21 protein-coding genes are annotated in these 20,606 nt (G+C 68.8%); 14 read left to right on the top strand and 7 right to left on the bottom strand.

What is annotated here, in order from left to right:
* Window positions 1–190 precede the first annotated feature (190 nt).
* The 8 genes from G3N62_RS27310 to G3N62_RS27275 are packed head-to-tail and all read left to right on the top strand — an operon-like array spanning window position 191 to window position 7,419.
* A complete protein-coding gene (locus G3N62_RS27310; RefSeq protein WP_034191762.1) occupies window positions 191–487 on the top strand; it encodes a hypothetical protein in 297 nt (98 codons plus the stop codon).
* Window positions 488–512: 25 nt separating this feature from the next.
* Window positions 513–1,784 (top strand): TadE/TadG family type IV pilus assembly protein, encoded by a 1,272-nt coding sequence (locus tag G3N62_RS27305; RefSeq protein ID WP_059560796.1) that lies wholly within the window; start codon window positions 513–515, stop codon window positions 1,782–1,784.
* 10 nt (window positions 1,785–1,794) lie between these two features.
* Window positions 1,795–2,328 carry a TadE/TadG family type IV pilus assembly protein gene (locus G3N62_RS27300; protein ID WP_059560799.1) on the top strand — a complete coding sequence of 178 codons (534 nt, stop codon included), beginning with the start codon at window positions 1,795–1,797 and terminating at the stop codon, window positions 2,326–2,328.
* Entirely contained in the window at window positions 2,325–2,768 is a 444-nt protein-coding gene (locus tag G3N62_RS27295) for a TadE family protein (RefSeq protein ID WP_059560802.1), read from the top strand. Before G3N62_RS27300 ends, G3N62_RS27295 begins: the two co-directional genes overlap by 4 nt.
* Window positions 2,769–2,790: 22 nt before the next feature.
* Window positions 2,791–3,999 carry an AAA family ATPase gene (locus tag G3N62_RS27290; protein ID WP_059560805.1) on the top strand — a complete coding sequence of 403 codons (1,209 nt, stop codon included), beginning with the start codon at window positions 2,791–2,793 and terminating at the stop codon, window positions 3,997–3,999.
* A gap of 18 nt (window positions 4,000–4,017) precedes the next feature.
* Window positions 4,018–5,385 (top strand): CpaF family protein, encoded by a 1,368-nt coding sequence (locus tag G3N62_RS27285; RefSeq protein ID WP_034191757.1) that lies wholly within the window; start codon window positions 4,018–4,020, stop codon window positions 5,383–5,385.
* A 33-nt stretch (window positions 5,386–5,418) separates the two neighbouring features.
* Window positions 5,419–6,396, top strand: a complete 978-nt coding sequence (locus G3N62_RS27280) for a type II secretion system F family protein (protein WP_069245798.1) — start codon at window positions 5,419–5,421, stop codon at window positions 6,394–6,396.
* Window positions 6,397–6,432: 36 nt separating this feature from the next.
* Complete coding sequence (locus G3N62_RS27275; RefSeq protein WP_034191755.1) at window positions 6,433–7,419, top strand: type II secretion system F family protein; 987 nt, start codon at window positions 6,433–6,435, stop codon at window positions 7,417–7,419.
* Window positions 7,420–7,682: 263 nt separating this feature from the next.
* Here G3N62_RS27275 and G3N62_RS27270 read toward each other — a convergent pair whose 3' ends face one another.
* From G3N62_RS27270 to G3N62_RS27250, 5 genes are all read right to left on the bottom strand, one after another.
* Complete coding sequence (locus G3N62_RS27270) at window positions 7,683–8,639, bottom strand: transporter (protein WP_124669437.1); 957 nt, start codon at window positions 8,637–8,639, stop codon at window positions 7,683–7,685.
* A 36-nt stretch (window positions 8,640–8,675) separates the two neighbouring features.
* Entirely contained in the window at window positions 8,676–9,203 is a 528-nt protein-coding gene (locus G3N62_RS27265) for a flavin reductase family protein (RefSeq protein ID WP_059561338.1), read from the bottom strand.
* A 5-nt stretch (window positions 9,204–9,208) separates the two neighbouring features.
* Window positions 9,209–10,447 carry a styrene monooxygenase/indole monooxygenase family protein gene (locus G3N62_RS27260; RefSeq protein ID WP_059560817.1) on the bottom strand — a complete coding sequence of 413 codons (1,239 nt, stop codon included), beginning with the start codon at window positions 10,445–10,447 and terminating at the stop codon, window positions 9,209–9,211.
* A gap of 62 nt (window positions 10,448–10,509) precedes the next feature.
* Window positions 10,510–11,298 (bottom strand): SDR family oxidoreductase, encoded by a 789-nt coding sequence (locus tag G3N62_RS27255; RefSeq protein WP_034191753.1) that lies wholly within the window; start codon window positions 11,296–11,298, stop codon window positions 10,510–10,512.
* A 44-nt stretch (window positions 11,299–11,342) separates the two neighbouring features.
* Complete coding sequence (locus tag G3N62_RS27250; RefSeq protein WP_069704803.1) at window positions 11,343–12,590, bottom strand: dienelactone hydrolase family protein; 1,248 nt, start codon at window positions 12,588–12,590, stop codon at window positions 11,343–11,345.
* A gap of 352 nt (window positions 12,591–12,942) precedes the next feature.
* On the opposite strand from G3N62_RS27250, the gene G3N62_RS27245 reads away from it, so the two are divergent.
* The 5 genes from G3N62_RS27245 (at window position 12,943) to G3N62_RS27225 (ending at window position 17,921) form a co-directional block, all read left to right on the top strand.
* Entirely contained in the window at window positions 12,943–13,968 is a 1,026-nt protein-coding gene (locus G3N62_RS27245) for an AraC family transcriptional regulator (RefSeq protein WP_069704802.1), read from the top strand.
* A gap of 530 nt (window positions 13,969–14,498) precedes the next feature.
* Window positions 14,499–14,735, top strand: a complete 237-nt coding sequence (locus G3N62_RS27240) for a DUF1427 family protein (RefSeq protein ID WP_034191750.1) — start codon at window positions 14,499–14,501, stop codon at window positions 14,733–14,735.
* Window positions 14,717–15,448 carry a YoaK family protein gene (locus tag G3N62_RS27235; protein WP_069245800.1) on the top strand — a complete coding sequence of 244 codons (732 nt, stop codon included), beginning with the start codon at window positions 14,717–14,719 and terminating at the stop codon, window positions 15,446–15,448. Before G3N62_RS27240 ends, G3N62_RS27235 begins: the two co-directional genes overlap by 19 nt.
* A gap of 65 nt (window positions 15,449–15,513) precedes the next feature.
* Complete coding sequence (locus tag G3N62_RS27230) at window positions 15,514–16,467, top strand: hypothetical protein (protein ID WP_059560829.1); 954 nt, start codon at window positions 15,514–15,516, stop codon at window positions 16,465–16,467.
* Window positions 16,464–17,921: an alginate export family protein gene (locus tag G3N62_RS27225; protein ID WP_124608315.1), complete on the top strand. Its 1,458-nt coding sequence runs from the start codon at window positions 16,464–16,466 to the stop codon at window positions 17,919–17,921. Before G3N62_RS27230 ends, G3N62_RS27225 begins: the two co-directional genes overlap by 4 nt.
* Window positions 17,922–17,944: 23 nt before the next feature.
* Here the strand turns inward: G3N62_RS27225 and G3N62_RS27220 are convergent, their stop codons facing one another.
* Together G3N62_RS27220 and G3N62_RS27215 are read right to left on the bottom strand one after the other, a co-directional pair.
* Window positions 17,945–18,850 carry a LysR family transcriptional regulator gene (locus tag G3N62_RS27220; RefSeq protein WP_059560835.1) on the bottom strand — a complete coding sequence of 302 codons (906 nt, stop codon included), beginning with the start codon at window positions 18,848–18,850 and terminating at the stop codon, window positions 17,945–17,947.
* A 147-nt stretch (window positions 18,851–18,997) separates the two neighbouring features.
* The gene (locus tag G3N62_RS27215) at window positions 18,998–19,918 is read right to left on the bottom strand and encodes an AraC family transcriptional regulator (RefSeq protein WP_069245802.1); all 921 of its coding nucleotides are present in this window, start codon (window positions 19,916–19,918) and stop codon (window positions 18,998–19,000) included.
* 382 nt (window positions 19,919–20,300) lie between these two features.
* Between G3N62_RS27215 and G3N62_RS27210 the strand changes: the two genes are divergently transcribed.
* On the top strand, window positions 20,301–20,606 hold a 306-nt coding region (locus G3N62_RS27210; protein WP_206141349.1), incomplete at its 3' end, for a winged helix-turn-helix domain-containing protein.

Below are 20,606 nucleotides of genomic sequence, written 5' to 3'. Positions count from 1 at the left end.
AAGTGCACCCACCGAGAGCGCCACTGACCTTAACCCTCTTTCCCTACACGACGCCCTTCCGATCCGACACGCGGGCCCAGCCGGCGGCGCGGCCCAGGCACCGGATCCCGGCCGCAGCGCGGGCGCAGGTTGCGCGCGTGAGCGCGGCACCCGAGTCCACCGATCGTTGAAACTCGTCAAGGGGACACTCATGAAAACCGCCTACCTCGTATTCGTGCGCCGCGCGGCGCTCGCCGTCCCGCTCGCGTTCGCGCTTGCCGGCTGCATGTCGTCGACACCGGTGTGGGACAGCCGCTTCGGCGACTCGGTCCGCACCGTGATGCAGGCCCAGATCATCGATCCGCATGCCGCCGAACACGCGGCCTCGGCGTCGGGCGTCGACGGCAGCGCCGCCGCGGCCGCGCTCGACAACTACGACAGGTCGTTCAAGCAGACCGTGCCGCCCGCCAATGCGTTTGTGATCGGCATCGGCAAGGCCACCCAGTAACGACGGCATGCTCAGGGAGAACGCCATGAACAGCGCAGCACGTCATCCGAAAGTCACGCGTCGCGGCCCGCATCGCCAGCGCGGTGCCGTCGCGATCATCGTCGGTCTCGCGCTGGCGGTGATGATCGGGTTCGTCGGTCTCGCGCTGGATCTCGGCAAGCTGTACGTCACGCGCAGCGAGCTGCAGAACAGCGCCGATGCGTGCGCGCTGTCGGCTGCGCGTGACCTGACGTCGGCCATCAGCCTGTCGGTGGCCGAGGCCGACGGCATCGCCGCCGGCCACCTCAATCTGGTGTTCTTCCAGAACAACGCGGTGCAGATGTCGACGAACGCGAACGTCACGTTCAGCGATTCGCTGACCAACCCGTTCCTGACGAAGAACGCCGTCACGACGCCGGCGAACATGAAGTACGTGCAATGCACGGCCAAGCTGAGCAACATCGCGCACTGGTTCATCGAGGTGCTGAACGTGCTGCCGGGCATGAAGCTCGCGAACGCGGCGGAAGTCTCGGCGAGCGCGATCGCGACGGTCGGCGGCGGGCAGACCACCTGCGCGATTCCGGTGTTCGTGTGCCGCGGCCCGTCCGATCCGGCCTACAAGGTCGGCGACTGGATCTCGTCGCCGTCCGGTTCGTCGTCGACCTACGGGCCCGGCAACTTCGGCTGGGCGGCGCTCGACGGCTCGACGGACGAGCCGACGCTCGCGGGCGAGCTGTCGGGCAACACCTGCAACATCACGAGCCCGCCCGACCTGAGCACCACCGGCCTGAAGTCGGCGTCGCTGCGCGCGTGGAATACGCGCTTCGGGATCTACACGAACGGCGCGAACGGCTCGAGCGGCCAGCCGGACTTCACCGGCTACGCCTACGTCGGGCCGAACTACGGGCCGCCGGGAACGGCGGGCATCAAGGGTGACGCCTATACGCAGTTCGTCACCGACCGTACGAATTTCAAGTCCTACCAGGGCGATGGCGCGCCGCCGTCGGGAAGCGGGATTTCCACCAACGGCACGGCCACGGCGAGCAACTACCAGACCTACGGGGGCGACCGCCGCGTCGCGCTCGCACCGGAAGGCGACTGCTCGACGCTGAAGGGGAACAGCGGCAAGGTGCACGTCACGCAATGGGATTGCGTGCTGATGCTCGACCCGCTGCCGTTCAGTCCCGGCAAAGGCGGGGTCGTGGCGCACCTCGAATACCTCGGTTCGTCGGTGTCCGGCAACAATCCGTGCGCGACGCACGGATTGCCCGGCAGCGGCAGCGCATCGGGTACCCAGGTTCCGATGCTCGTTCAATAGCGAGGCGATCATGAACAAGCTCCCGTTGCGCCGTTCGCGTACCCGTGGCGTCGTTGCCGTCGAGTTCGCGCTCGTGCTGATGCCGATGGTCATGCTCGCGACCGGCGTGGCCGAGTTCGGCCGCGCGATCTACCAGTACGAGACGCTGACCAAGGCGACGCGCGACGCGGCGCGCTACCTGTCGGTCTGGCTGCCGACCGACAGCGCGTATCCGGTGTCGCAGGCGCAGTGCCTCGTCGTCTACGGCAGCACGACGTGCGGTTCGTCGGGCACCGAGCTGGTGCCGGGGCTCACGACGTCGATGGTGACCATCTGCGACGCGCAGCGCACGACCGGCTGCGGCGACGCGTCCGATCCGGCGCAGTTCGCGAACCTGCCGACCTACGACTCGAACAACAACGCGGCAAGCGGGACGGCGACGGGCGCGATCAACGTCGTCGAAGTGAAGATCAAGGGCTACCGTTACCGGCCGATTCCCGCGTACCCGTGGCTGCCGTCGATCACCTTCAACAACATCGTCACCGTGATGAGGCAAGTGTCATGAACGCGCGCCATGTTCCGCCGTCGCGCCGGCGCGGTCAACGCGGCTCGGCGATCGTCGAGTTCGGGCTCATCGCGTCGGTCCTGATCATGCTGCTGATCGGCATCTTCGAATTCGGCCGCGTGCTGTTCTACTGGAACACCGCGAGCGAGGCCGTGCGTCTGGGCGCGCGCACGGCGGTGGTGTGCGACGTGAACGCGGCCGGCGTCACGAAGCGCGTGAGGTCGTTGATGCCGCTGCTGTCGAACGCGAACGTGTCGGTGAATTACTTGCCGGCGAGCTGCGACGTGAACTCGTGCGCGTTCGTGACCGTCAGCGTCACGAACGTCACCGTCAAGACCATGATCCCGTTCGTGAACGTCACGGTCAGGATGCCGCCGTTCACGACGACGCTGCCGCGCGAGAGCCTGACCTCCTCGACGGGCGGCGCCGCCTGCAACTGATCGAACACACGAGGCACACGACATGATCAACATCCTCGTAGCTTCCGACGATACCGCGCGGCTCACGCAGATCGCGCGTCTCGTGGCCGACTGCGGACGCTATCGCGCGACGCGCGCGACCGGGCGCCCGTCCCAGATCGAGCATCGCACCGACGGGCTCGACGCGTTCGACATCCTGCTGGTCGACGGCACGTTGCTCGATCCGTCGGAGCTGGCGGCGATCGAGCGGATCTGCCGCGCGCACGCGAACCTGACCTGCATCCTGGTGACGGCCGATGCGTCGCCGCACGTGCTGCTCGACGCGATGCGCGCCGGCGCGCGCGACGTGCTGCAATGGCCGATCGATCCTCAGGCGCTCGGCAACGCGCTCGAACGCGCCGCCGCGCAAAGCACGCGGTGCGACAGCGACGATACGCGGATCGTGTCGTTCATGTCGTGCAAGGGCGGGGCCGGCACGAGCTTCGCGGCCAGCAACGTCGCGTTCGAGATCGCCGAGGGCTTCAAGCGCCGCGTGCTGCTGATCGACCTGAACCAGCAGTTCGCCGATGCGGCTTTCCTCGTCAGCGACGAAACCCCGCCGTCGACGCTGCCGCAGCTATGCGCGCAGATCGAGCGGCTCGACAGCGCGTTTCTCGACGCGAGCGTCGCGCACGTGACGGAGAACTTTCACGTGCTCGCGGGCGCCGGCGACCCGGTCAAGGCCGCCGAGATGCGCGAGGATGCACTCGAATGGATCCTCGGCGTCGCCGCGCCGCGCTACGACTTCGTGATCTTCGACGTCGGGGTCGGCATCAATCCGTTGTCGATGGTCGCGCTGGATCGCAGCGACCAGATCCAGATCGTGCTGCAGCCCGCGATGCCGCACGTGCGCGCCGGCCGCCGGCTGCTGGAGATCCTCGTGTCGCTCGGCTACTCGACCGACCAGTTGCGCCTGATCGTGAACCGCGCGACGCGCGCGAGCGACCGGACCCGCACGGCGCTCGAGGAAGTGCTCGGCCTGCATGCCGCCTGCACGATTCCGGACGACGCCGATACCGTGCTCGAAGCGATCAACCAGGGCCATCCGGTGTCGCGGCTCGCGCGCGGCACGGCGGTCGCGCGCGCGTTGCAGGCCTGCGCGAAACAACTCGTCGACGGCGAAACGCGCGCGGGACGCAGCGTGGCGCCCAGCGAACCGCTGATGTCCCGGCTGTTCGGCCGCAAGGCCACGCCGAAGCTCAAGTCCATGTAATTCTTCCGGGGAACCATCATGTCATTGCGCGAACAGATGTCCTTGCACCGGGCCCAGCCGCTGTCGGCAGGCAGCGAACCGGCCGGTCCGGCTCATTCGTCGGTACGCGACGCCTACCAGAAGCTGCGCCGCGAAATTCACCTGACCGTGCTCGAGCGCGTCGAACTCGAACGCCTGTCGCGGATGCCGCAGGATCAGGTCCGCATGGAGATCGGCGCGCTGATCGCGCGCATCCTCGACGAGGAGCGGCTGCCCGCGAACGACATCGAGCGCCGGCAGCTCGCGATCGACGTGTACGACGAAATGTTCGGTTTCGGCCCGCTCGAAGCGCTGCTGCGCGACCCCGGGATCTCCGACATCCTCGTGAACACGTACCGCCAGGTGTATGTCGAGCGCTGCGGCCAGCTCGAGCTGACCGACGTGACGTTCTACGACGACGCGCACCTGATGAAGGTGATCGAGAAGATCGTGTCGCGCGTCGGGCGCCGCATCGACGAATCGAGCCCGATGGTCGACGCGCGGCTGCCCGACGGCTCGCGCGTGAACGCGATCATCCCACCGTCCGCGATCGACGGACCGCTGATGTCGATCCGGCGCTTCGCGGTCAATCCGCTGAAGATGGACGATCTGGTGCGCTTCCACAGCCTGACGCCGCCGATGGCCGAGCTGCTCGACGCGCTGTCGCGCGCGAAGGTGAACGTGCTCGTGTCGGGCGGCACCGGCAGCGGCAAGACGACGCTGCTCAACATCCTGTCCGGCTACATTCCGCGCAACGAGCGGATCGTGACGATCGAGGACGCGGCCGAGCTGCAACTCCAGCAGCCGCACGTGCTGCGGCTCGAAACGCGCCCGCCGAACATCGAGGGCAAGGGCGAGATCACGCAGCGCACGCTGGTGCGCAACGCGCTGCGGATGCGGCCCGACCGGATCATCCTCGGCGAAGTGCGCGGCGCCGAAGCGCTCGACATGCTCAACGCGATGAATACCGGCCACGAAGGTTCGCTCGCGACGATCCACGCGAACACGCCGCGCGACGCGCTGACGCGGCTCGAGAACATGATCAGCGTCGCGGGGCTGTCGCTGCCGCCGAAGACGATGCGCCAGCAGATCGCGTCGGCGATCTCGGTGGTCGTGCAGGCCGCGCGGCTGACCGACGGCAAGCGCAAGATCGTCAGCATCCAGGAACTGACCGGGATGGAAGGCGACATCATCAACATGCAGGAGATTTTCACGTTCAAGCGCACGGGCGTGGACCGCGACGGTTCGGTACGCGGCCACTTCTGCGCGACCGGGGTGCGGCCGAAGTTCGTCGAGCGGCTGCAGGCGTTCGGCATCAACCTGCCGGATTCGCTTTACGACCCGTCCCAGCGGTACGAGACGAACTGATCACAGCGCGCCGTTTGCTGCCGGGGAGGCTTCATGAACACGATCTTTTACGGCTTTGTGATTCTCACCTTCGTCGCGGTCGTGCTGACCATCGAAGGGGCGTATCAATGGTGGAACGCGCGGCACGGCTCCGCCGCGCGCAGGATCGAATCGCGCATTCGCGCGATGTCGGCCGGCGGCAACGTGCAGCAGGAGCGGCTGTCGATCCTGAAGAAGCGGATGCTCGACGAGTCGAGGCCGTTCGACCGGATGCTGCTGCGCGTGCCGCGCGTGCACGCGCTCGATCTCGTGATCCAGCAATCGGGCCTCGACTGGACGCTGCCGAAGCTGATCGTGCTCAGTGCCGTGTTCGCGGCGTTCGCATGGTTCACGACGAGCGTCGCCACGCGCATGCAGCTCGCCGCGCTGCCGGTCGCGCTGTTGGCCGGCTGCCTGCCGCTGATGTACGTGATGCGCTGCCGCGGGCGCCGGTTGCGCAAGCTCGAGCGGCAGTTGCCGGACATCTGCGACATGATCTCGCGCGCGCTGCGTTCCGGCCATTCGTTCACGAGCACGCTCGGGATGGTCGGCGACGAGTTTCCCGATCCGATGGGCGGCGAATTCCGCGTCACGTTCGACGAGGTCAACTACGGCGTGTCGCTGCACGACGCGCTGATGAACCTCGCCACGCGCGTGCCGGTGCAGGACCTGCGCTATTTCGTGATCGCGGTGCTGATCCAGCGCGAGACGGGCGGCAACCTGGCCGAGCTGCTCGACAGCATCGGCGCGCTGATCCGCGAACGCTTCAAGCTGTTCGACAAGGTGCGGGTGCTGTCGGCGGAAGGGCGGTTGTCCGCGTGGATTCTCGGGCTGCTGCCGTTCGGGACCGCCGCGGTGATGGCGCTGCTGAACCGCGAATTCCTGTCGGTGCTCTGGGAGGATCCGGCCGGGATCCGGATGGTCGGCACGATGCTGGTGTCGATGGCGTTCGGCCTGTTCTGGATCCGCCGCATCGTCCGCATTCGCGTCTGACGCGCGAGCCGAATAACGAACCGTAGCGAGGCTGTCATGCAAAACCTGAGCGTGGTCCAGGCCGTGATGCTGGGCGGCTTGTTCATCTTCGTGGCCGGCGGCGTGCTCGTCGCGATGCTGCTGTTCGCGCCGCGCAACCTGCAGCGCCGGATCCAGCAGGCCGGCGGCGCCGGTGCGGGCGCCGTCGCAGGCCCAGGTACAGGCACGGGCGGCGACGACGACCTGACGTCGCGCTGGGTCGCGAAGCTGGTCGAGCTGTCCACCCCGATCTCGAAGCTGTCGGTGCCGAAGGAGGGCTGGGAGAATTCGCCACTGCGCATCCGGCTCATGAATGCCGGCTGGCGCAACCCCGGTGCGGCCGCGCTGTATTTCACCGCGAAGACGGTGGCGGCGCTCGCGCTGCCGTGCGCGGTGCTGCCGGTGCTGATCACGACGTCGCTCGGCGACGAGCGCGCGTTGCTGTCGGCCATCCTCGTGGTGCTCGCCTGTATCGCCTACTACATCCCGAACATCGTGCTGTCACAGCGGATCAAGGTGCGCCAGCAGAAGATCTTCGAGGATTTCCCCGATGCGCTCGACCTGCTGACCGTGTGCGTCGAAGCGGGGCTTGGGCTCGACGCGGCGCTGATGAAGGTGAGCGAGGAGCTGCGGTTCAGCAGCGAGGTGGTCGCGAGCGAACTCGACCTGCTGCTGCTCGAGATGCGCTCCGGCTTCACGAAGGAAACCGCGCTGCGCAATCTCGCGCTGCGCACCGGCGTGGAAGACATCGAGTCGTTCTGCGCGATGCTGATCCAGGCCGATCGCTTCGGCACGAGCATCAGCGAATCGCTGCGCGTGCTGTCGGACATGCTGCGCACCCGGCGGCGCATGCGCGCGGAGGAGCGGGCCGCGAAGATCGCGCTGAAGCTGCTGTTTCCGCTGATCTTCTGCATCTTCCCCGCGCTGATGCTGGTGCTGCTCGGGCCGGCGATGATCCACGTCTATCGCGTGCTGCTGCCGACGTTCGTGGGCATCGCGCAGTGAGCGGCGAGCCGGCATGACGCCGGCCGCGCTGCACAGGATGAACTCGCCGGCCCCGACACCGCCGTCGGCCGGCACGGCAACAGGCTTCATGGAGGCTCCCTCCCCAGGCGGCGCCGCGAGACAGGTCGACCATGGCGGCGTCAACGCATCCTGGACCCATGGTCGGCCATGGAACAAGCCGTAGTCCACCGCCTTCACGGTTGCCCCCTACTGCTAACCATCGAAGCGGCGTGTCGCGCATCGACGCGCCGGGGTGCGATACGTCACTGGAAGTGATGCACGTAGCGCAGGACCATCCGCGTCCCCTGCGGCCGGTTGCGCGCATGGGTCTCGAAGTACGTGTTGAACAGCAGGTGGTCGTGCGGCGAGAAGCTATACATCGCGCCCGGCCCGATCGCGAACACGGCTTCCCGCGTGCCGGGCACGTCCTGTCCGTTTGCCTGCATGTCGGTGGTCTGGCGCAGCCAGTAGCCGTTGAGCCCGAGTCGCAGGCCCGGACGCACTTCATACTCGGTCGCGAAGTTCACGTGGATCGCCTGGCCGGCCCGCGTCGACGTCACGTCGGGGCCGAGCGACGCGGCCGGCCGATGGTTGGTCGCATTCCACAGATAGTGCAGCCGCCACGACACGGTCCATTTCGGTGTGAGCCACAGCGTGGCCGCCCAGTACGGATCGAACGACCAGAAATGACTGCCCGGGTTGATCGCGCGCGCCGGATCGTACGCGCCGGTCGGCGCGATGAACTGGAACTCGACGCGCTGCGCGAAACGCGGGCCCTGCGCGCCCATCACCGGGTCGAACTGGATGAACGGGCCGATCAGCAGGTCGCCGAACCCGGCGCGCGCATTCAGCGCGACGTTGCCGATGCCGTCGTCGGTCCGCGCGGATGCGATCCACGGCAGGATCACGTCGAGCCCCGGGTGCATGCCCGCGAACGTCAGCGGCGACTGGTAGACGAGCTGGCTCAGCCCCGCGAACAGGTCGATGTCCTGCTTCGGCAGCCCGACCTTGTTGCCCGCATTGTCGTTGACGCGGCCGGCCGTGTAGTACTGCAGGTACTGCGTGCCGTACCAGCCGGAGCCGGCCGGCGGCATGCCGTCGAGGAAACTGGTCATGCCGAGGTTGACCGACGGCAGGTCGGCCGCGTGGGCCGGCGCGCTGCCGGCGATGCCGGCGATCGCGAGGCCTGCGACGACGAGCAGGCGAGAGCCGAGTTTCATGTTCACCACCTCCTGGGTATTTTTACGGATGACTAATCAAATAGTGCGTAAAAGATCGGGATGATCGGCGATCGCGCGATACTGGCCCGCATGGAACACGAGCGGCGCCTTGCCGAATGCGTCGAACTGCTCGATCTCGCCGATGAAGAGCAGGTGATCGCCGCCTTCGTAGTGGCCGACGTTGCGGCACACGAAGCGCGCGCTCGCGCCATCGAGGCAGGGCACGCCGCCGCTGTCCGATTCGGCATGCGGCACGCCGTCGAACTTGTCGGCGCTCGGCGTCGCGAAACGGCGCGACAGGTCGATCTGGTCGTGCGCGAGGATGTTGATCGCGAAGTGGGTGGCCGCGACGAAATCCGGCCGGCTCGGCGCGACCTTGCGAAGACTCCACAGCACGAGCGGCGGATCGAGCGACAGCGACGAGAACGAATTGGCGGTGAGGCCCACCTTGCGCCCGTCGGGCCCGCAGGTGGTGATCACGGTGACGCCGGTCGGGAATTGCCCGAACGCGGCGCGCAGTTGCATCGGGTCGAGGACGGAACGGTCGGTCATGAGCGTTTCCATGTCGTTCATGCCGCCCGCACGCTGTGTTCGCGGATCGTCGCCGCGCAGGCCGACGGCTCGAACCACCACGGCGAGAACCGGCGCGGATCGTCGAAGCCGTCGACGATCGCCTTCGCGAGCGACGGCAGCTGGCCGGCCGCGCCGAGCAGTTCGAGGATGTGCGGCGGCGGCGGCGTGAGCAGCGAGTTGGTCCAGCGCACCACATGCTGCGCGTACGCCCAGTAGCCGTCGAACGTCTGCTGCATCCAGTCTTCGCCGAACGGCGCGGCGCCGCGCGCGACGATCGCGCCGGCATACGCGTGCGCGCACTTCGCGGCGTTGTTCGATCCCTGGCCCGTGATCGGATCGTTGACGACCACCGCATCGGCCATCCCGAACACCGTGCGGCCCGACGGCAGCCGGAAGAACGGCTTGCGCACCGTCGGCGCGAAGCGCCCGGCCAGCGTGCCGTTCGGATCGGTCAGCTCGACGTCGCGGCAGCGCTCGAATTCCCACGGCACGTATTGCCGCAGGAACGACAGGCTCCGGTCCAGATGCTGCTCGGGCGTCTTCACGTCGGCCCAGCAGTCGAGCGGGCCGCCCGGAATCCCTTCGAACACCATGATTTCGCACGGGCCCGTCGTGGTCAGCGCGGGAAACACGAAATACTCGCCGATGCCGGGCAGCAGGTTGAAGCGCACGCGCGAATACGGCTGGCTCGGCGCCATGCCCTTCACGTAGGTGAGCGCCAGCGCGCGTTGCGGGCGGTCGAACGCGCTGCGCGCGTCGTCGCGGCCCAGCAGGTTGACGATGTCGCCCTTGCCGGCCGCGAGCAGCACGAGATCGTGGCTGCGCGCGAGTGCCTCGAGCTCGGGTACGCCGACGTCGCCGATCCGCACGTCCGCGCCGCGGCGCCGGACGCCGTCGAGCCAGTCGGCCATCTTCACGCGCTGATCGACCGACTGCGCATAACGCGTCAGCCGCGACGACCAGTCGATCGCCTTGCGGCCATTGCCGTCGGGATGCGGCACCGCGATGCCGATGCCTTCGACGGCCGGGCACGCTTCCTCCCATGCATTCAGACCGAGGTCGCGCTCGATCTGCAGCGACGTGTGGAACATGCACTGGCTCGACATGACCTTGCCCGTGCGGATCTGCTCGGCGTCGCGGTTGGTCGAGAGCGTGACGTGATAGCCCTGGTCGAGCAGGGCGAAAGCGAGTTGCAGGCCGGACTGGCCGGCGCCGACGATAGCGATGCGTCTCATGGAATGTCCTTGGTTGGCCGGGTGACGGCCGGAAGGTTGCGGGAAGCGGTGGCGACGCGTGGTCACTCCGCCAGGCGTGGAATGGCCGGCACCGCCTGTTCGGGGCCCATCGCGGCGTAGCCGCCGTCCACCGCGTAGTCGGCGCCGGTGACGAAGCTCGCCGCGTCGCTGCACAGGAACGTGACGACCTGCGCGACCTCGGACGGATCGCCGACGCGGCCGAGCAGGTGGAACGGCGCGGCGACGCGGTCGGTCTTCGCGCGGTCGCCGTGCGTCATCTCGTCCATCACGCGCGACCACGTCCACCCCGGCGACACCGAGTTGACGCGAATGCGATCGGGCGCGAGATCCATCGCCATGCTGCGCGTGAGCTGGCGGATCGCCGCCTTGGAGGTCGGATACAGCCAGCGGCCCGTCTGCGCGCACTGCGCCGAGATCGAGCTGAAGTTCACGATCGCGCCGCCGCCGCGCCGGGCCATATGCGGATGGACGGCCTTCGCCAGCATCGCGGCCGACACGACGTTGACGTCCATCGCGGCCAGCCAGTCGTTGCGGGTCGCCTGGATGCCGTTGTCGACGTAGCTGCATGCGAGGTTGACGAGCACGTCGATCGCGCCGAACCGTTCGACGATGGCCGATACCGCGCGCGCGATCGCGTGGTCGTCGGTGATGTCGAGCGCGACGAACAGCGCCTGCTCGCCGAGCGAATCGGCCACGCGCGCGCCGTTCTGCGCGTCGAGATCGAGGATCGCGACGTGCGCGCCGGCGCGGATCAGGTCCTGCGCGACCGCGGCGCCGATCAGCGTGGCGCCGCCGGTGACGATCGCGACTTTGCCTGCAAGGGCGGTCATGGGGTGTCTCCCGGAATCGTTGAGTGAGTGGGGGACGGGCCGCGTCAGCGCGCACCCGCCGATGGTTCGCTGTCCTGCCAGCGGCGCATCAGGCCGTTCGACGGCACGGTTTCGTCGAGCAGCTTGCGGGCCGTTTCGACGCCGGCCACCGGCAGTCCGGCCGGTTCGAGCAGGCCGACCTGTACGAGCACGCTCGCCTGGTCCCAGTAGATGTGTTCGTGATACAGCTTGTCGCCGCGGAACTTGACGATCGCGACGAGCGGGATCTCGACGCGCCTGCCGGTCGGCGCGACGCCCGGCAGCATCCAGTCGATCTCGGTCGTGTGCGTGAAGCAGAACAGCAGCTCGTCGACGATCTGGCTCGCGCCGATCGTGCGCGAGATCGGCGTGATCGTCGTGTCGGGCGGATTCGCATGCACGAAATGGTGGGTGTAGAAGCGCTTCAGCTCGTCGTGGCCGACGCCGCCCGTCAGCGTCGGGATATGGTTGACGTACGGCTCGGCGACCATCGTGGCCATCGTCGCGTCGACGTTGCGCGTGTCGAATTCGTGCTTCAGATGGACTTCCCACAGGGTGGACAGGTCGTAGTGCGGGCCGAGCGCGGCGCGGAACGCGGCGATCGCGCGCTGGTGGGCCATGATCGCGGCGGCCTTGTCGAAATGATCGCCGCCGGGGCGGGCGAACGCGTGATCGACACCCGGATACACGTAGACCTCGACGCCGTCGCGCGCGGACAGCGCGTCGGCGATGCGCTGCTGCGCGTCGGGCGGACAGAAGCGATCCTGCCCCGCGATCTGCAGCACGAGCCGCCCGCGCAGCGCCGCGGCCTCGTCCAGCGCGTGTTCGATGCCGACGCCGTAGTAGCTGACCGCCGCGGCCACGCCCGGCAGCCGGCACGCGGCGAGGTACGCGAGCTTGCCGCCGAGGCAGTAGCCGAGCACGCCGGCCTCGCCCGTGCATTCCGGCCGTTGCCGGAGCGCGTCCAGCGCGACGCCGACGTCCTCGACGCCCTTGTCCTCGTCGTATTCGCGATACAGCGCCATCGCACGCTCGACATCGGCCGCCGCGTAACCGAGCTCGAGCCCCGGCGCCTGGCGCCAGAACAGGTCGGGCACGAGCACCGTATAGCCTTCCTCCGCGTAGTAGTCGGCGGTTTCGCGCATCGTCGCGTTCGCGCCGAAGATCTCGTGGCACAGCACGATGCCCGGCCCCGCGCCGCCGGCCGGCGTGCTCAGGTACGCGCGAAACGCGCCGCCGTCCGGCGACGGAATCTCGATGTGACGTCCTTTCATGTGTCCCTCCATTCGGTTCATCTCGGTGACGGGCCCAGTATTGGCGGACGAAACGGGCGCTTCTATCCGCTTTCTTCGGCCGGTATCCGCGAATTCCGGAAACCTGTTGCACCGGCCGCCGCGCGTGGGCAGGCGCGCGGCTGACTGCGGGTATGTGCGGATGCGGAATCCCCGCACAGTTTTCTACGATGCGCGGACGGTCCGCTTCTTGCGTCGTTTGCGCGGGACTTGCGTGTCTTGACGGCCGGACTGTCCGGATACTCCGGGCGCTGTCCGGATCGTGCGGCGGATTCCCCGATCCGGGGAACGGATGCACGGCGCGAGTGCGATCGAGCATGACGGGAGAACTTCGATGGCGCAATTTTCCGAAACCGGCTGGCTGGCCGACGCCGCCTGTTTCAATCACGACAATCTGATGCTGCAGTCGAACGACGTCGACGAGGTGCGCGCACGCGTCGCCGACGTGTTCAAGCCGCACCGGCTCACGCCGACCGGCGAATCGCGTGCGCTGCACAGCTGCATGCATCACGCGCGCTGGGGCAACCTGTCGCTGAACCTGCTCGATTATGGCGGCGGCGTCAGCATCGAGCCCGGGCCGCTCGAACACTTCTTCCTGTTGCAGATCCCGCTGCGCGGCGATGCCGAGATCGAGTGCGGTTCGACGCGCTTCGTGTCGGCGCCCGGCGTCGCGTCGCTGATCTCGCCGACGCTGCCGCTGAAGATGCGGTGGGGCGATGCCTGTCCGCAGGTGATCCTGCGCATCGAGCGCGAAGTGATGGAGCGTCATGCGCAGCGGCATTTCGGCGACGACCGGCGTGCGCCGGTCGAATTCGAGCCGGCGTTCAGCCTGTCGTCTTCGCAGGGGACGTGCCTCGCGCAGTTGCTGCCGATCCTCGCCGGCGCGATCTCGACCGACGCGCATCCGCTGCGTCATCCGCTCGCGTTCGAGCAGCTCGAATCGACGCTGCTCAACCTGCTGCTGCACGGCCACCCGAACAGCGCGCGCGCCGGCACGCGGCACGTGCCGGTGGTGCTCGCGCCGTTCTACGTGCGGCGCGTCGAGGAATACATCCGCGCGCATCTCGACGAGCCGCTGACGATCGAGCGGCTCGCCGAACTCGCCGGCGTCAGCCCGAGCACGCTGTTCGCCGGGTTCCGGAATCGCCACGGGATCACGCCGATGGGCTTCGTGCGGCAGTTGCGGCTGCAGCATGTGCGCGAGGAACTGCTGGCCGACGAGACGCCGGGGCTCGCGTCGGTGACGGACATCGCGCTGAAATGGGGTTTCGCGCATCTCGGGCGGTTCGCGATCGAGTACAAGCGGGCGTTCGGCGAATCGCCGTCGGCGACGCTCCGGATGCGGCGCGTGCGGGGGTGACGAAAACGGCGGGACGCGCGCCCGCCGTTGCGTCGATTCGCGTTCCGTCACCGAGCCTTTCTTCGGCGCGTCGATGCAGGGGATGCCGGCACGCCGTTTCGGCCGCAGGAATGTCGGCGCGGCGGGCGCCTGCCCGACACCGGCCTGACTCGGGTCGAGCCGGGGCTTCGCCGCGACGGGCCGCGCGTTGCGCGGCATCCGGCAACCGCCGGCAGGCAGATCGCCATGCGACTCGTCGACGGCCGCCGCGGAGGCCGCCGGCATCGCGGGCGCGGGTGCTTCCGTTCCGCAAGCAGCCCGGCGTTCTCATCATTCGTTCCTCTTTCCCCCTGACGAATATCGACGCCATGGTCGGCGAGCGATGCGCGCATGATCCGTGGTTCGAAAGCAGTCCCGTGCGGCGCGTTCAGAACAATTCAGTTCGCCGCCATGACTTTCAGATCCCCGTTCCCTAGTCTTGCTTCCGAACCGCCGCACGGGCCGGGCGCCATTCGGCCGCGCCGGGCCGCACGGCGCAACCGGAACGGACCATGCCTTATCTGATCTCGATGGGGGCCGGCATCGCCGTCGGCCTGCTGTACTACCTCGTGCGCGTGCAGTCGCCCGCGCCGCCGCTGATCGCGCTGGCGGGGCTGCTCGGCATCGTCGTCGGCGAGCACGCGATCCCGTTCGTGCAGGCGCAGATGCGCCCGCCCGCCGCGCAGGTGCAGGACGCGAGCGCCGCCAACCCCGCGCAGGACCCCGCGTCATGCAACCGGGGCAAGTAACGGGGAGCGGCGCGGCCGCGCCCGGCGCCGCGTGGAGCGAGGATGTACTGCTCGCATCGATCGCCGGCTACGTCGACACGCTCGGCTTCGTCGCGCTGTTCGGCCTGTTCACCGCGCACGTCACCGGCAACTTCATCCTGATCGGCTCCGGCCTGGCCGGGGTCGGGCAAGGGCTCGCGATCAAGTTGCTCGCGTTTCCGGCGTTCATCGCGGGGATCGTGGCGGCGCGCGTGCTGGATCACCGGATCCGTGCATACGGGCACGGCACGCGGGCGTGTTCGCTGTATGCGCTGCAGGCGGTGCTGCTGGGCGGATTCATGCTCGCCGGCGTGATCGCGTCGCCGATCGCCGACGCCGATGCGCCGGCGACGATCGTCTGCGGCCTGCTCGGCGCCGCGGCGATGGGCGTTCAGAACGCGCACGGGCGCCTGACGGCACGCGCGGTCGTCGCGAACACGGTCATGACCGGCAACGTCACGCAGGCCGTGATCGACGCGTTCGACTGGCTCGTGCCGATCGCCGCACCCGCCGAACGGGAAGCCGCGCGTGCGCGGCTGCGCCGCACGCTGCCGCCGGTCGCGAGTTTCGCGCTCGGGGCGGGCGCCGGCGCGACCGCCTATCTGTACGCCGCGTTCTGGGCGCTGGCGCTGCCGCTCGCGGTGCTGGGCTTCCTCGCGTTTCGCTCCGGCCGCCGCGCCGGGCAACCGGCCTGACGCCGAACGCTGCATCCGGGCGCGGCGTGCCGCCGTGCCCGCCACCCTCAACGAAGGAGAATCCGATGAATGCATTGAACCTGCGCCAGGTGCTGCGCATGACGGCCGCGTCGACGGCTGTGCTGGCCGCGCTGCTGGCCGCCGCGCCGTCGCGCGCCGACGAGACGCACCTGGACGATACGGCGCGCCAGACCGCCGCCGCGCGCTCGCCGAACGTCTCGGTCGGCCCGCAGTACGACACGACGCACGTGTGCGTGGCGCCCGAGGACTTCGACCGTTTCACCGACAGCTTCGTCGCGACCTTCGGCGGCAAGAAGTCGAAGCAGGGCGTGTTCCAGGTCACGCCCACGCCGAGCCAGACGATGTCGCAGCTCGTGCTCACGCCGGTCGGCACGATCTCGGTGTTCGGTTTCAAGACGCCGATTCCGTATCCGTTCTGCGCGGAGCGCACCGGTTATCTCGTTACCGATCTCGACGTCGCGATGAAGTCGGCGCGCGCGCACGGCGCGGACGTGGTGGTCGACACGTTCCCCGATCCGATCGGCCGAGACGCGATCGTCCGCTGGCCGGGCGGCGTGAACATGCAGCTGTACTGGCACAACGAGCCGCCGCACTACGACGCGCTGCAGACGGTGCCGGAAAACCGCGTGTACGTGTCGCCGCAAAGCGCGAGCAAGCTCGCGCGCGACTTCGTCGCGTTCTCGCACGGCAAGATCGTGTCCGACGTGCGCCGCGCGCCGGGCATCGAGATCGGCCGGCCGAACGACACGTACCGGCGCATCCGCATCGAATCGGGCTTCGGCAAGATGACGGTGCTCGCCACCGACGGCCATTTGCCTTACCCGTTCGGCCGCGAGATGACCGGCTATGAAGTGGCCGATCTCGCCGCGACGCTGAAGCAGGCAGAGGCCGCGGGCGTGACCGTGCTCGTGCCGCCGTTCGCGTCGGACGGCCGCGATGCGGCGCTCGTGCAGTTCCCGGGCGGCTACGTCGCCGAGATCCACGCGCGGTCGAAATGAGCGTGCGGCGATCGATCGGTCGATCGTGGCGCAACGCGTTGCCGTCCGTCGTGCTCGCCGGCGGCATCGCGACGTGCGCGGGCGCGGCGTCCGGCGCGGAGGCGCCCGCGACGACGGACGCCGCCGGCACGTCGTGCGGCGCGAAGCGGCCGGCCGTGCTGTTCAACCGCTGGCAGGAGGACTGGTCGGCGCTCGCGGCGCCGTGCGTGCCGCGCAAGCCGTTCGACGCGCTGAAGTACCTGCCGATCGGCGGCGACCCGTCGACCTATCTGTCGCTCGGCGCGAACCTGCGCGAGCGTTTCGAGCTGAACAACGCGCCGCTGTTCGGCCTCGGCGCCGCGCACGACGACCACTACGTGATCGAGCGCGCGACGGTGCATGCGGACCTGCGTTACCGCGAGCATCTGCAGGCATTCGTGCAGTTCGCGGATGCGCGTCCGTTCGGCAAGGACACGGTCGGCACGGTCGATCGCAACCTGCTCGATATCGAGCAGGCGTTCGTCGCGTACGTCGGCCAGTTCGGCACCGGCACGTTCAAGGCGCGGGTCGGCCGGCAGGAGATGGCGTTCGACCTGCAGCGCTTCGTGTCGGTGCGCGACGGCCCGAACGTGCGCCAGGCATTCGATGCGGTATGGGCCGATTACGAAATCGGCCCGTGGCGGCTGATCGGCTATGCGACGCGCCCGGTGCAATACCGCGACGACGCGGTGTTCGACGACGTGTCGAACCGGCACCTGCGATTCGACGGCGTGCGCATCGAGCGCAACGGCACCGGGCCCGGCGATCTGTCCGCGTACTGGTCGCGCTATACGCGCGACAACGCGCGTTATCCCGGCGCGTCCGGCACCGAGCGGCGTGACGTATTCGACATGCGCTACGCGGGCAAGGCCGCCGGGTTCGACTGGGACGCCGAGGCGATGCTGCAGACCGGGCACGTCGGGCAGGCCACGATCGGCGCGTGGGCGTTCGGCATGCTCGGCGGCTATACGTTCGCGAAGACGGCCGGCACGCCGCGTATCGGCATCCAGATCGACGGCGCGTCGGGCGACACGCACCCCGGCGACGGCCGCGTGGGCACCTTCAACCCGCTGTTTCCGAACGGGTACTACTTCACGCTGGCCGGCTATACCGGGTACAGCAACCTGGTTCACGTGAAGCCGTCGCTGACGTTCAAGCCGGCCAGCAGCGTCACGGTGCTGACGGCGCTCGGCTTCCAGTGGCGCGCGACGACGGCCGACGCGATCTACGGGCAGGGCATGGCCGCGGTGCCGGGCACGGCCGGCCGCGGCGACGCGTGGACCGGCATGTACGCGCAGGCGCGCGTGGACTGGCTCGTCAACGCGAACGTCGCGCTGGCGGTGGAAGCCGTGCATTTCCAGCTCGGTCGCTCGATCCGTGCGCTCGGCGGCCGCAATGCCGACTACGTCGGGATGGAGGCGAAGTTCGGGTGGTGACGCGCCGGGTGCGGCCGCGCGTGTCAGCGCGGTTCGCGCGCCAGCGCGGCGACGAAATCGATGAACGCGGCCACGCGTTTCGAGCCGCGCTGGTTCGGCAGGTAAAGCGCGGTGACGACCGAGCGGGCCGTGCCCGGCGTGACGTCGTGGCGATCGAACAGCCGGCACAGCCGGCCCGACTCGACATCCGCGCCGATCAGCCAGTCGGGCAGCAGCGCGATGCCGGCGCCGTCCAGCGCGGCCTCGCGCAGCACCTCGCTGTGATTCGATTTCAGCCGCCCGGTGACGATCACCCGCGTCGTGCGCTGCGCGTCGGCAAACGTCCAGGTCTGCTGGTCGACGCCGAAGTGAAAGCGCAGGCACGCATGGTCGACGAGCTCGCCCGGCGTCGACGGCGTGCCGTGCGCCTCGAGGTAGGCGCGGCTCGCGACGACGTAGCGGCGGAACGTGCCGAGCGGCCGCGCGACGACGTCCGCGGACGGCGCCGCGTCGCCGAGGCGGATCGCCACGTCGATCCGGTTCGCGACGAGGTCGACCCGCTCGTCGGTCAGTTGCAGGTCGACATCGAGTTTCGGGTGGGCCGCGACGAACGCGGCGATGTGCGGCGCAATGCAGCGCAGCCCGTAGGCGACCGGGACCGACACGCGCAACGGCCCGGACGGCGTGTCGCCGCGATCGGCGACGAGCGCGTCGGCCTCGGCGAGTTCCTCGAGCACGCGCCGGGCGCGCGCGTAGTACACGGCTCCCGCGTCGGACAGCGTCACCTGCCGCGTCGTGCGGTTCAGCAGCACGGTGCCGAGCGACGCCTCGAGCGCGTCCACGGCGCGCACGACGGACGACGCCGCGAGCGACAGGCGCCGCCCGGCGCTCGAGAAGCCGCCGGCTTCCGCCACTTCCACGAACGCGCGCAGCGCGGAGAGCTTGTCCATGTCATCGCCTCGTATGCGGGATGCAACGTCGCGTTGCATGCCGTGCGCATTCTAGCGCCGGGCGGCGCGCCCGCCGGCGCGCGGGCCGGGCTTTCAGGACGATTTCAGAACGATTCAGGCGGTGCGCCGCGAGCGCGGCTTCACCCGTCAGCGCGACCGTGCGCGCCGCCAGGCGCCGGGCGGATGGCCGACGATCCTGACGAAGACGCGGCTGAGATGGCTTTGGTCCGAGAAACCGCACGCCATCGCGATGTCGGCGAGCGTCATGTCGGACGTTTCGATCAGGTCCCGCGCGCGCATCACGCGCTGTTCGAGCAGCCACTGGTGCGGCGTGCGGCCGGTGGTGCGCGAGAACGCGCGGATGAAATACCCGCGCGACAGCTCGCACTCGGCCGCCACTTCCTCGATCGACACGCCGAGATCGGCCTTTTCCATCAGGAGTTCCTGCGCGCGCGCGACTTTCGCCGGCGACAGGTTCCCCGTGCGCTGCAGGTCGCGTGCGCGCAGATTGCCGTAGCGGCGCACGACGTGGGTGCCGATCGCGAGCCCGACCTGCTCGACGAACAGCGTGTTCAACGGCCCCGTCGCGTCGAGGCCCTCGGCCACCGCGAGCGCGAGGTGGCCGAGCACCGGGTCGCACGCGTCCGGGCGGCAGCGCAGGCCGCCGGTCGCGCTGCCGTCGTGCTCGGGGCCGAGGCCGGCGAGATACGTGTGCGGCAGCTCGACCAGCAGGAAGTCGAACCGGCCGTGCAGGTCCGCCCGGAAATTCCGCGAGAAATCGCGGATGTAGATCGAATGGGGCTGGAACCGGCGCTCGGAGGCGCCCGTGCGGCTGTAGATGGTGCGCGAGTGCCCGCCGTTCAGCGAGACGCCGACCAGGAAGCCGCGGTCGCACGCGGGCATGTCGATGTGCTCGACGAACGCGTCGCGCATGCACTTGCGATGCAGCCGCAGGCCGCCGACGGTCTGCTCGATATCCTTCGACAGCAGGCTCGACACGCATCCGAGCGTGTCTTTCGGGATGGGCGCCGGCGACGGGGCGGGCGGCGCGAGGGCGGGCTCTGGCATGAAGCTTTCCTGGAGGGACTCGGCACGCGAAATGTCGGGTCCAGTTTAGAGGGGCGCGCGATCGTTCAAAAATGATTTTGCACAAACGTCCGCTGCCGCCCGGGGGCGAAGCGACCGCACGCGGTCGTTGCACGCCCCGTTGCAACGCCTGTACACGCGGCCCGGCGGAGTATAGCGCGTCGCCGGCGGCCGGCCGCACGGGGTCCGGCGGCAGTCGCCGGACAGCGCATTATCTTTCAAGATTTTCGTGACACGTGTGTCTACACTCGATCCCGAATTCGACATTTTTCGTTCGGCGCGCCCAGCGGGCCGGACGCGGACTTCCTGCCCGGTGAGCTGCCGCGTTCACCGGGCTGTCATCCCGAGGTACCCGGAGGCGGCCATGATCCAGATCGGAACGTTGTCGGTGGATTTCGAGCAGCGCGACATACGCAGCCAGGGCGCGTCGCTGCGCATCGGCGCGCGTGCGCTCGACATTCTGGAGGTCCTGCATCGCGCGGGCGGTTCGGTCGTGTCGAAAGACGACATCATGGACGCGGTCTGGCCGGGCCTGATCGTGGAGGAGAACCGCCTTCAGGTGCATGTGGCGACGCTGCGCAAGGCGCTCGGCGCGAGTCGCGACCTGATCAAGACGGTCCCCGGCCGCGGTTATCTGCTGGTGGCGGGCGCGGCGCACGCGCCGGCGGCA

The sequence above is a fragment of the Burkholderia sp. Tr-20355 genome (genome assembly GCF_017104685.1).
GTDB lineage: Bacteria > Pseudomonadota > Gammaproteobacteria > Burkholderiales > Burkholderiaceae > Burkholderia > Burkholderia seminalis.
The sequence above is the reverse complement of the archived record's forward strand: the minus strand, read 5'-3'. Positions and strand labels throughout refer to the sequence as shown.

Coding starts and splice junctions, on each gene's coding strand:
- G3N62_RS27310 (WP_034191762.1), top strand. CDS start 191: ATGAAAACCGCCTACCTCGTATTCGTGCGCCGCGCGGCGCTCGCCGTC.
- G3N62_RS27305 (WP_059560796.1), top strand. CDS start 513: ATGAACAGCGCAGCACGTCATCCGAAAGTCACGCGTCGCGGCCCGCAT.
- G3N62_RS27300 (WP_059560799.1), top strand. CDS start 1,795: ATGAACAAGCTCCCGTTGCGCCGTTCGCGTACCCGTGGCGTCGTTGCC.
- G3N62_RS27295 (WP_059560802.1), top strand. CDS start 2,325: ATGAACGCGCGCCATGTTCCGCCGTCGCGCCGGCGCGGTCAACGCGGC.
- G3N62_RS27290 (WP_059560805.1), top strand. CDS start 2,791: ATGATCAACATCCTCGTAGCTTCCGACGATACCGCGCGGCTCACGCAG.
- G3N62_RS27285 (WP_034191757.1), top strand. CDS start 4,018: ATGTCATTGCGCGAACAGATGTCCTTGCACCGGGCCCAGCCGCTGTCG.
- G3N62_RS27280 (WP_069245798.1), top strand. CDS start 5,419: ATGAACACGATCTTTTACGGCTTTGTGATTCTCACCTTCGTCGCGGTC.
- G3N62_RS27275 (WP_034191755.1), top strand. CDS start 6,433: ATGCAAAACCTGAGCGTGGTCCAGGCCGTGATGCTGGGCGGCTTGTTC.
- G3N62_RS27270 (WP_124669437.1), bottom strand. CDS start 8,639: ATGAAACTCGGCTCTCGCCTGCTCGTCGTCGCAGGCCTCGCGATCGCC.
- G3N62_RS27265 (WP_059561338.1), bottom strand. CDS start 9,203: ATGGAAACGCTCATGACCGACCGTTCCGTCCTCGACCCGATGCAACTG.
- G3N62_RS27260 (WP_059560817.1), bottom strand. CDS start 10,447: ATGAGACGCATCGCTATCGTCGGCGCCGGCCAGTCCGGCCTGCAACTC.
- G3N62_RS27255 (WP_034191753.1), bottom strand. CDS start 11,298: ATGACCGCCCTTGCAGGCAAAGTCGCGATCGTCACCGGCGGCGCCACG.
- G3N62_RS27250 (WP_069704803.1), bottom strand. CDS start 12,590: ATGAAAGGACGTCACATCGAGATTCCGTCGCCGGACGGCGGCGCGTTT.
- G3N62_RS27245 (WP_069704802.1), top strand. CDS start 12,943: ATGGCGCAATTTTCCGAAACCGGCTGGCTGGCCGACGCCGCCTGTTTC.
- G3N62_RS27240 (WP_034191750.1), top strand. CDS start 14,499: ATGCCTTATCTGATCTCGATGGGGGCCGGCATCGCCGTCGGCCTGCTG.
- G3N62_RS27235 (WP_069245800.1), top strand. CDS start 14,717: ATGCAACCGGGGCAAGTAACGGGGAGCGGCGCGGCCGCGCCCGGCGCC.
- G3N62_RS27230 (WP_059560829.1), top strand. CDS start 15,514: ATGAATGCATTGAACCTGCGCCAGGTGCTGCGCATGACGGCCGCGTCG.
- G3N62_RS27225 (WP_124608315.1), top strand. CDS start 16,464: ATGAGCGTGCGGCGATCGATCGGTCGATCGTGGCGCAACGCGTTGCCG.
- G3N62_RS27220 (WP_059560835.1), bottom strand. CDS start 18,850: ATGGACAAGCTCTCCGCGCTGCGCGCGTTCGTGGAAGTGGCGGAAGCC.
- G3N62_RS27215 (WP_069245802.1), bottom strand. CDS start 19,918: ATGCCAGAGCCCGCCCTCGCGCCGCCCGCCCCGTCGCCGGCGCCCATC.